The sequence below is a fragment of the Polaromonas sp. P1_G4 genome, assembly GCF_056405475.1.
The window spans coordinates 1-8217 of the sequence record NZ_JBFUCA010000213.1 but is presented as its reverse complement, the minus strand read 5'-3'; the positions used below and the strand labels follow the sequence as shown (position 1 = coordinate 8217).

Sequence of the window (8217 nt, the reverse complement as noted above, 5' to 3'; positions counted from 1 at the left end):
CGCGCCGCAGACGGCGGGTTCAGGTAACGCCAGTCGTAGTGGGTTTCCTGTTTCAGCGCATAGGGTGTGACCTTCATTGGCTTGCCCAGCATTTTGCGCACCTGCTCCATGCGCATACCGGGCTGCACCTTGGCAAAATTTTGCGGTGTCAGCACCTGCCGCAGCGCGCTCATCCTGCCGTCTGCACCTATCGTGATCATGTAGTTGACCTTGCCCTCCGGCTGGCGGTTGTATTCGAAGGTGCGGGCGCCCGGCGCCGCCGCAGCGCCGGGCTGCGGCGTTTCGGCCATGTCGGCCGCTTCCCACACCTTCTCGGGCTCGCCAAAGCGGGCGCGTACATCGGCTTCCGTGGCCACGCCTTCTTCCAGTTCGGCAATGCGCTGCGCGTCGCACGCCACCAGGCCCAGGACAAATGAGAGCAGACCCGTACAGATGAACGTCCTGACGGAAAAAAGTGCTGAAAAGCCCGTTCGGGCCGGTGCGAAGGAGGGTGGGAAAGGTGGTAACAAGGAGCGCAAGGCAGACCCCGGTAAAATCAGCCAACTATACGATTCAGGCAGTTTAGACCCATGTCCCTCCTCAACTTCTTCCGCCGCTCCGACTACACCTCCGATACCACGCAGTTCATCGACCAGCTGAAGGCCAACAAGCCCACGCTGGAAGCCGAGCAACGCGCCGGGCGCGCGCTGTTGTGGGACAAGAACCTGAACCGCACCGAGCAGGCGGAATACGGCGAGGCCAAGGTTCCCCAGCAGCCTTACGTGTACGGCACCAGCAGCCACCCGAACGGAAAATAAGGGCCGAACAGGCTTTCAGCCCTTGCAGGACGAGCGCAAGCAGCTATCTTTTTCATAGCAAATCTTTAACGCGCACCGCTTCGGCCTCTTTCATGTCTCAAACCCCCTTTTCACCGTCCCCCCAGGAGCTGCCGCCGGCCGCCGGGCAGGAGCTGTCCGCAACCCTGAGCCCGGACATGCCCGCCGTGATCGACCAGGTGGCGCTGGCGCGCCTCTATGGCGAGCCGCTGTTTGCCATGCCGCACGACCTGTACATCCCGCCGGATGCGCTGCAGGTCTTCCTGGAGGCGTTTGAAGGACCGCTGGACTTGCTGCTGTACCTGATCCGCAAGCAGAACTTCAACATCCTCGACATCCCGATGGCGGCGGTCACGCGCCAGTACCTCACTTATGTCGACGAAATCCGCAGCACCAACCTGGAACTGGCGGCCGAATACCTGCTGATGGCGGCCATGCTGATTGAGATCAAGTCGCGCATGCTGCTGCCGCCCAAGAAGGTGGCGGAAGGCCAGGAGCCGGAAGACCCGCGCGCCGAGCTGGTGCGTCGCCTGCTCGAGTACGAGCAGATCAAGCTGGCCGCCCACAAGCTCAACGAAGTGCCGCAGTTCGGCCGGGATTTCCTGCGCGCGCAGGTGTATGTCGAGCAATCACTGCAGCCGCGCTTTCCCGATGTGCACATCGTGGACCTGCAGGACGCCTGGCGCGACATTGTCAAACGCGCCCGCCTGGTGCAGCACCACGTCATCTCCAGAGAAGAACTCTCGGTGCGCGAGCACATGAGCATCGTGCTGCGCAAGCTGCAGGGCCGAAAGTTCCTCGAATTTGAAGACCTGTTCGACGCCACGCGCGGCATGCCGGTGCTGGTGGTGACCTTTATCGCGCTGCTGGAGCTCTCCAAGGAAGGCCTGCTGGAAGTCACGCAGGCCGAGGCTTTCGCACCCATCTATGTGCGGCTGGCTTACACCCCAGCCTAAATATTGCCCCCACGGTTCAATGGAGCCCCACGGTCGCTCACTGCGTGTAGCTCCCTGCCCCCGAGGGGCCGCTCCGCCTGCGGTCTGGCAAAGCCAGTCCCGCGGCTCCTGCTTGGCTGGATAGTCCACTCCGCCAGGACCTGATTTCATTTCAACGATGAATGAGTTTCCATGACCGCTGAGAGCCTGGGTTCACACAACTTCGACGTCCTCATCATCGGCAGTGGCCTGGCGGGCCTGTCTGCCGCGCTGCTGCTGGCACCTGGCCGGCGCGTGGCGGTGGTGACCAAACGTGCGCTTGGCGACGGGGCCAGCGGCTGGGCACAGGGCGGCATGGCTGCCGTGCTGGCCGAAGGTGACACGCTGGAGCAGCATGTGAGCGACACGCTGGTCGCAGGTGCGGGCCTCTGCGACCTGCCCGCCACGCGCGCTGTGGTCGAAGGTGCGCCCGAAGCCATTACCTGGCTGCGTGCGCTGGGCGTGGCCTTTTCCGAAGACGCCGGCCACCCCGGCGAGCTGCACCTGACCCGCGAGGGCGGCCACAGCCAGCGCCGCATCGTGCATGCGGCCGACGCCACCGGCGCTGCCGTGCAGCGCACGCTGATGGAACAGGTCCGCAAGACGCCCGGCATCACGCTCTATGAGCACCACATGCTGGTCGACGTCATCACCGACCGGCATCTGAAACAACCCGGTAACCGCTGCCATGGTGCCTATGTGCTCGACACCGCCAGCGGCGAGGTGCTGACCTTCAGCGCCGGCCACACGATCCTGGCCACCGGCGGCGCGGGCAAGGTGTATCTCTATTCCACCAACCCCGACACCGCCACCGGCGACGGCATTGCCGCGGCCTGGCGCGCGGGCTGCCGCGTGGGCAACATGGAATTCATCCAGTTCCACCCGACCTGCCTCTACCACCCCGACGCCAAATCGTTTTTGATCACGGAAGCCGTGCGCGGCGAAGGCGGCAAGCTGCTGCTGCCGCCCTCAGCCGGGGGCGGGCGCTTCATGCCCGCGCATGACGCCCGCGCCGAGCTCGCGCCGCGCGACGTGGTGGCCCGCGCCATCGACTTTGAAATGAAAAAGCACGGCCTCGACTGTGTCTACCTGGACATCTCGCACCAGAGCCCGGCCTTTTTGCAGGAGCACTTCCCCAACATCCTCAAGCGCTGCCTTGAGCTCGGCATTGACATCACGCGCCAGCCCATCCCGGTGGTGCCGGCCGCGCACTACACCTGCGGCGGCGTGGTGACCGACCTGGCCGGACGCACCGATGTGGCGGGCCTCTATGCGGTTGGCGAAACCGCCTGCACCGGCCTGCACGGCGCCAATCGCCTGGCGAGCAATTCACTGGTGGAGTGCGTGGTGCTGGCGCGCGCCACGGCCCACGCCATCGAATCCCTGGCACCCGCCGAAGTCCCCGCCCTGCCCGCCTGGGACGAAAGCCAGGTCACCGATGCCGACGAGGCCGTGGTGATCTCGCACAACTGGGACGAGCTGCGCCGCTTCATGTGGAACTACGTGGGCATCGTGCGCACCACCAAGCGGCTCGAGCGTGCGGCGCACCGCATCGCCCTGCTCAACGCGGAGATCCAGGAGTTCTATGCCAACTTTCGCGTCACACGCGACTTGCTGGAGCTGCGCAACCTGGTGCAGGTGGCGGATCTGATCGTCCGCTCGGCGCACGGCCGGCACGAAAGCCGCGGCCTGCATTTCAGCCGCGACTTCCCAGGCACCGCTGAACAGGCCATTCCTACCGTGCTGGTACCGCCCGGAAGTTAATCTTTCCCGAATCCTCTTTATCCGTTTCTTGCCACTTTTTATTCAGAACCCACATGCCTCACCTGATCGTTGAATACTCCAGCAACCTGGCCGGCTTTCCCAGGGCCGAAGCGCTTCAGGCGCTGAACCAGGCCGTCGCCGGCAGCCCTGAAATACAGGATGAATCCGACCTGAAGACCCGGCTGGTCGCGCTGGACGATTTTGAAATCGGCACGGCACCGGCCTCACGCGCTTTTGTTCATGCCCAGCTACGATTGCTGTCGGGCCGCAYGCCGGAAGCCAAGAAGGACCTGGGCGCGCGCATCGCTGACGTGCTGCGCCGCCTGACCCCGCGGCCAGCGGGCGTGATGGTGCAGCTGAGCGTGGAGATGGTGGACATGGACCGCGCTTCCTACGTCAAGGAAAAGCTTTAACGGTTTTATACGAGCCGGGCTCAGACAAGGGTCGCGCCTATCCAGCCCCTGAGGCTGTTCACAAAAGCCCAGGCCTCCACCGTTGCCAAGGCGTCGACCCGCACGACAGCTTCGCTGAGTCGGCCTTCCTGCAAGGCCAGCGCGCGCCCCACGCCCGGCAGCAGCCCGCAGGCCAGCGGCGGCGTGACCCAGCGGCCCGCCACCCGCATCGCGATGTTGCCGCGTGTGCATTCGGTGATCTCGCCCTCAGCATTCCAAAGCACGCTGTCAAACACGTCAGGTGCTGTGGGCGTGAAGGCGTCGTAATGCGCGCGGCGTGTTGTTTTAAAGCGCACAAATTCGCCGTGAGCCACCTCCAGCGGGCGGCGGGCCAGTTGCAGGCGCACCTGGGGCGGCGACGGCTCCATGGCATAAGCCTGGCCAGTGAAATTTCCACTGGCACCGAGCAGTAGCCGCACGCGCCAGAGGCCCTGCGGGTGCGCCTCGGCCAAGGCCTGCAGGCACGCATGGGCTTGCGTCGCATCCCATCGGTGGCCAAAGTGGGCAGCAGAAGCGGCCATGCGCGCCAGGTGCACATCCCTGTGGCGCAGCTGGCCGGCGTCCAGCGCCAGGGTTTCCAGAATCTCGAAGGGCATGCTGGCTCGCTCCAGAAAGGCCTGCTTGTGGTGCCACTCCTGCCATTCTCCTTCAGCCACGGAGCCCGAGGTGATGCCGCTGCCGATACCGCAGCAGGCCTGGGCGCCGCGCAGGCTGACGGTGCGGATCGGCACATTGAAAGTCGCCGCGCCGCCGGGTTGCACCACGCCGATGGCCCCGCAATACACGCCGCGCGGCCCGGCTTCCAGTTCACGAATAGCCTGCATGGCGTGCACCTTGGGTGCGCCGGTGATCGAACCGCAGGGAAACAGCGCGGCAAACACCTCGGCCAGGCTACAGCCGGGCCGCGTGCGCGCCTCAACGTCGGAGGTCATCTGCCATACCGCAGGCAGCGCCTCGATGTGAAACAGGCGCGGCACGCGCACGCTGAAAGGCTCGGCGATGCGCGACAGGTCATTGCGAAGCAGGTCCACGATCATCACGTTTTCGGCACGCTCCTTGACTGACGTTCGCAGCGTCTCGGCCTGGGCGGCGTCACTCTCGGGGGTCGTGCCGCGCGGCGCCGTGCCTTTCATCGGCCGTGTCAAAAGCTGGCCGTCGCGCCAGTCAAAAAACAACTCGGGCGACACCGACAAGATCTGCTCATCACCCGTATCCAGGAAGGCCGCATAACCGCCGGGCTGCGCGCGCTGCAGGGCGCCAAACAAGGCATGGGCCGGCGCGGCATTCTGGCCTGCCGGCAGCCGGCCAGTCATCTGGGCCGTGAAGTTAACCTGGTAGTACGCGCCGTTGGCAATCGCCCGTTGCAATGTGTCGAGCGCCTCGTCAAAAGCCGGGCGATCCAGCCCCGGTTGCCATTGCACCTGCACATCGGCGCCTGGCACGGTCTGTGGCCATGGCAAGGCTTCGTCATATACCGCAAACCAGGCTAGCGGCCCGTCCGCATCGTGCGCGGCCAGCGCAGCGTCAAAAGCCGGTGCGGCTTCATAACGCAGGTAACCCACACACCAGGCGCCCTGCGCGGCAGCGGCCTGCACGGCATCCAGCACCGGCCGTACCTCATCGAGCGTGCGCGCCACCAGTACCGCACGCGGCGCACCAAAGGCACGGCGCAGGCGCGGGGCTGTATTGTCATGCGGGTCTGAAAAATCAATGCATGCGGTAATAGGGGTCATTCAGGCCTCTAACGCATACCTGGCGGGCGCAAGCAGCTATCAAAACAGTAGCATCTAGGTGCCGGAACCCGGCGTCAGGCCGCACCGATATGCGGCACCAGGCCTGCGGTGGGCCGGCCGTTTTTCAGGGCGGCGGTGAAAGCCAGCATGCGGTCAATCGGCAGCCGGGCACGCAATCCCAGCGCGGGGTCAATCTTCACCTCATGCGCACCGGTTTCCAGCACATGAGCCAAACCGGCCAGGCCATTCATGGCCATCCACGGGCAGTGCGCGCAGCTTTTGCAGGTGGCGCTGTTGCCGGCGGTCGGCGCTTCAATAAACACTTTACCGGGGTTGAGCGTGCGCAGCTTGTGCAGCATGCCGTTGTCGGTCGCCACAATGAATTCGCGCGCGTCCATCTCACGCGCCGCCTTCAAAATTCCCGAAGTTGAGCCCACCGCATCGGCCAGCGCCACCACATCCGCAGGGGACTCGGGGTGCACCAGCACTTTTGCGCCGGGGTGCTCTTTTTTCAGGGCCTGCAGTTCAAAGGCCTTGAATTCGTCGTGCACGATGCAGGCGCCATTCCAGAACACCATGTCGGCACCGGTTTCGCGCTGGATGTAGCTGCCCAAGTGCCGGTCGGGCGCCCAGAGGATTTTTTGGCCCTGGTCTTTGAGCGCACGCACGATGTCGAGCGCGCAGCTGGATGTCACCACCCAGTCTGCCCGCGCCTTCACAGCGGCACTGGTGTTGGCATACACCACCACCGCGCGGTCCGGGTGGGCATCGCAAAACGCGCTGAATTCATCCACCGGGCAGCCCAAATCAAGCGAACAGGTCGCGTCGGCCAGGTCCTGCAGGTCGGGGTGTACGTAGTAGTGCGATACCATGACGGCGTTGCGGGCCTTGAGCAGTTCGCGGATGCGGGCCTTCAGCACGGTGCGCTCGGCCTGCGTGGGCTCGGCCGGCACAYGGGCCCAAGCCTGGTGCGTGCTGCAAGCCGCGCCCTCGGGCTGCTCGTAGTCCACACGGATGACGGGCAAAACCACGCTCATGCCGCCACCGTGCTCTCGGCGTCAAAGCGCATGGAAAAATCAATCGCCCGCACGTCCTTGGTCAGGGTGCCGATGGAAATCCGGTCTACACCGGTTTCGGCCAGGGTGCGCAGGCCCTCCAGGGTGACACCGCCCGAAATTTCCAGAATCGCTCGCCCGTTGTTGATGCGCACGGCTTCTTTCAGGTCGGGCAGGCTCATGTTGTCGAGCAGCACCATGCGCGCACCGGCATTCAGCGCCTGCGCCAGCTCGTCCAGGTTCTCGACCTCAATCTCCACAAAATCGGCCTGCGCGGCGACATCAGCGGCGCGTGCCAGCACCTGCGCAATGCCGCCCGCGGCCGCGATGTGGTTTTCCTTGATGAGCACGGCGTCGTACAAACCCACCCGGTGGTTGGTTCCGCCGCCCGCGGCAACCGCGTACTTCTGCGCCAGCCGCAGGCCGGGAAGAGTTTTGCGCGTGTCCACGATAGCGGCCCGCGTGCCTTTCACGATGTCAACATAAACAGCCGTTTTACTCGCAACGGCGCTTAACAGCTGTAAAAAATTGAGGGCTGTGCGTTCAGCCGACAGCAGGGCACGGGCCAGCCCGCGCACCTCAAACACCACCTGGCCGGCTTCGCAGCGCTCGCCATCCAGCACATGCCATACCAGTTGGGCCTCCGGGTCCAGCTGCCGCATCGTGGCTTCGACCCAGGCGCTGCCACACACCACTGCGCTTTCACGTGCCACCACCTGCGCCCGTGCCTGGCGGGTCGGGTCAATCAGCGCTGCGGTCAGGTCGCCGCTGCCGATGTCCTCGGCCAGCGCGCGTGCCGCATCCGCCCGGGCCAAGGCGCCCAGCGCTTCAGTCGTGAAATCAAATGACTTTTTCATAAGTAATCTAAGAAAGAAACCGCGCAGTACCCTGCACTAAACTATTGAGTAGACCTCAAAACTGCCGCGAATGTTACAGCGCCCCTGCCGCTGCCCGCCGCCGGCCCCCTTTCGCCCACCCCGGCGTTTTCCTTTTGCCTGAGTACACCCTCCACACACCATGTTCAGAACACTGCTCAAGTCCAAGATTCACCGCGCTGCGGTGACCCACTGCGAACTCAACTACGAAGGCTCCTGCGCCATCGACGAAGACCTGCTGGATGCCGCCAACATCGCCGAGAACGAACAGGTGCACATCTGGAACATCAACAACGGTGAACGCTTTATCACCTACGCCATCCGCGCTGAGCGCGGCAGCCGCATCATCTCGGTCAATGGTTCCGCCGCGCGGCGGGCTGCCGTGGGCGACCTGGTCATCATTGCGGCGTTTGCGCAGGTGCATGAAGAGCATGTCGCGGGCTTCAGCCCCAAGCTGGTGTTCGTCAATCCGGACAACCGCATCAAGGAGGAGCGCTCGACCATTCCGGTCCAGAAGCCCTGACCCGCACCCGACTCGCGCTTTAGCAC

The 8217-nt window shown here is 64.5% G+C and carries 9 protein-coding genes; 5 read left to right on the top strand and 4 right to left on the bottom strand.

What is annotated here, in order from left to right; translation table 11 throughout:
- On the bottom strand, nt 1–434 hold a 434-nt coding region (gene bamE / locus AC1D1X_RS12205), incomplete at its 3' end, for an outer membrane protein assembly factor BamE domain-containing protein (RefSeq protein WP_477698351.1).
- Between the two features lie 135 nt (nt 435–569).
- Between bamE and AC1D1X_RS12200 the strand changes: the two genes are divergently transcribed.
- The 4 genes from AC1D1X_RS12200 to AC1D1X_RS12185 all read left to right on the top strand — a co-directional run bounded on the left by AC1D1X_RS12200 (nt 570) and on the right by AC1D1X_RS12185 (nt 3966).
- Nucleotides 570–797: a DUF3460 family protein gene (locus AC1D1X_RS12200; protein ID WP_457279614.1), complete on the top strand. Its 228-nt coding sequence runs from the start codon at nt 570–572 to the stop codon at nt 795–797.
- Between the two features lie 92 nt (nt 798–889).
- Nucleotides 890–1771 (top strand): segregation and condensation protein A, encoded by an 882-nt coding sequence (locus AC1D1X_RS12195; protein ID WP_477669787.1) that lies wholly within the window; start codon nt 890–892, stop codon nt 1769–1771.
- 171 nt (nt 1772–1942) lie between these two features.
- Complete coding sequence (gene nadB, locus AC1D1X_RS12190) at nt 1943–3553, top strand: L-aspartate oxidase (RefSeq protein WP_477669788.1); 1611 nt, start codon at nt 1943–1945, stop codon at nt 3551–3553.
- 53 nt (nt 3554–3606) lie between these two features.
- Nucleotides 3607–3966, top strand: a complete 360-nt coding sequence (locus tag AC1D1X_RS12185; RefSeq protein WP_477698350.1) for a 5-carboxymethyl-2-hydroxymuconate Delta-isomerase — start codon at nt 3607–3609, stop codon at nt 3964–3966.
- Between the two features lie 20 nt (nt 3967–3986).
- Here the strand turns inward: AC1D1X_RS12185 and pabB are convergent, their stop codons facing one another.
- The 3 genes from pabB to nadC form a co-directional block, all read right to left on the bottom strand.
- The gene (pabB, locus tag AC1D1X_RS12180) at nt 3987–5738 is read right to left on the bottom strand and encodes an aminodeoxychorismate synthase component I (RefSeq protein WP_477669790.1); all 1752 of its coding nucleotides are present in this window, start codon (nt 5736–5738) and stop codon (nt 3987–3989) included.
- A gap of 74 nt (nt 5739–5812) precedes the next feature.
- The gene (locus tag AC1D1X_RS12175; RefSeq protein WP_477698349.1) at nt 5813–6775 is read right to left on the bottom strand and encodes a quinolinate synthase; all 963 of its coding nucleotides are present in this window, start codon (nt 6773–6775) and stop codon (nt 5813–5815) included.
- A complete protein-coding gene (gene nadC, locus AC1D1X_RS12170; protein WP_477669792.1) occupies nt 6772–7650 on the bottom strand; it encodes a carboxylating nicotinate-nucleotide diphosphorylase in 879 nt (292 codons plus the stop codon). Before nadC ends, AC1D1X_RS12175 begins: the two co-directional genes overlap by 4 nt.
- Nucleotides 7651–7810: 160 nt before the next feature.
- Here nadC and panD point away from each other — a divergent pair, with 160 nt between their 5' ends.
- Complete coding sequence (panD, locus tag AC1D1X_RS12165; RefSeq protein WP_477648477.1) at nt 7811–8191, top strand: aspartate 1-decarboxylase; 381 nt, start codon at nt 7811–7813, stop codon at nt 8189–8191.
- Nucleotides 8192–8217: the final 26 nt, after the last annotated feature.

Coding starts and splice junctions, on each gene's coding strand:
- AC1D1X_RS12200 (WP_457279614.1), top strand. CDS start 570: ATGTCCCTCCTCAACTTCTTCCGCCGCTCCGACTACACCTCCGATACC.
- AC1D1X_RS12195 (WP_477669787.1), top strand. CDS start 890: ATGTCTCAAACCCCCTTTTCACCGTCCCCCCAGGAGCTGCCGCCGGCC.
- nadB (WP_477669788.1), top strand. CDS start 1,943: ATGACCGCTGAGAGCCTGGGTTCACACAACTTCGACGTCCTCATCATC.
- pabB (WP_477669790.1), bottom strand. CDS start 5,738: ATGACCCCTATTACCGCATGCATTGATTTTTCAGACCCGCATGACAAT.
- nadC (WP_477669792.1), bottom strand. CDS start 7,650: ATGAAAAAGTCATTTGATTTCACGACTGAAGCGCTGGGCGCCTTGGCC.
- panD (WP_477648477.1), top strand. CDS start 7,811: ATGTTCAGAACACTGCTCAAGTCCAAGATTCACCGCGCTGCGGTGACC.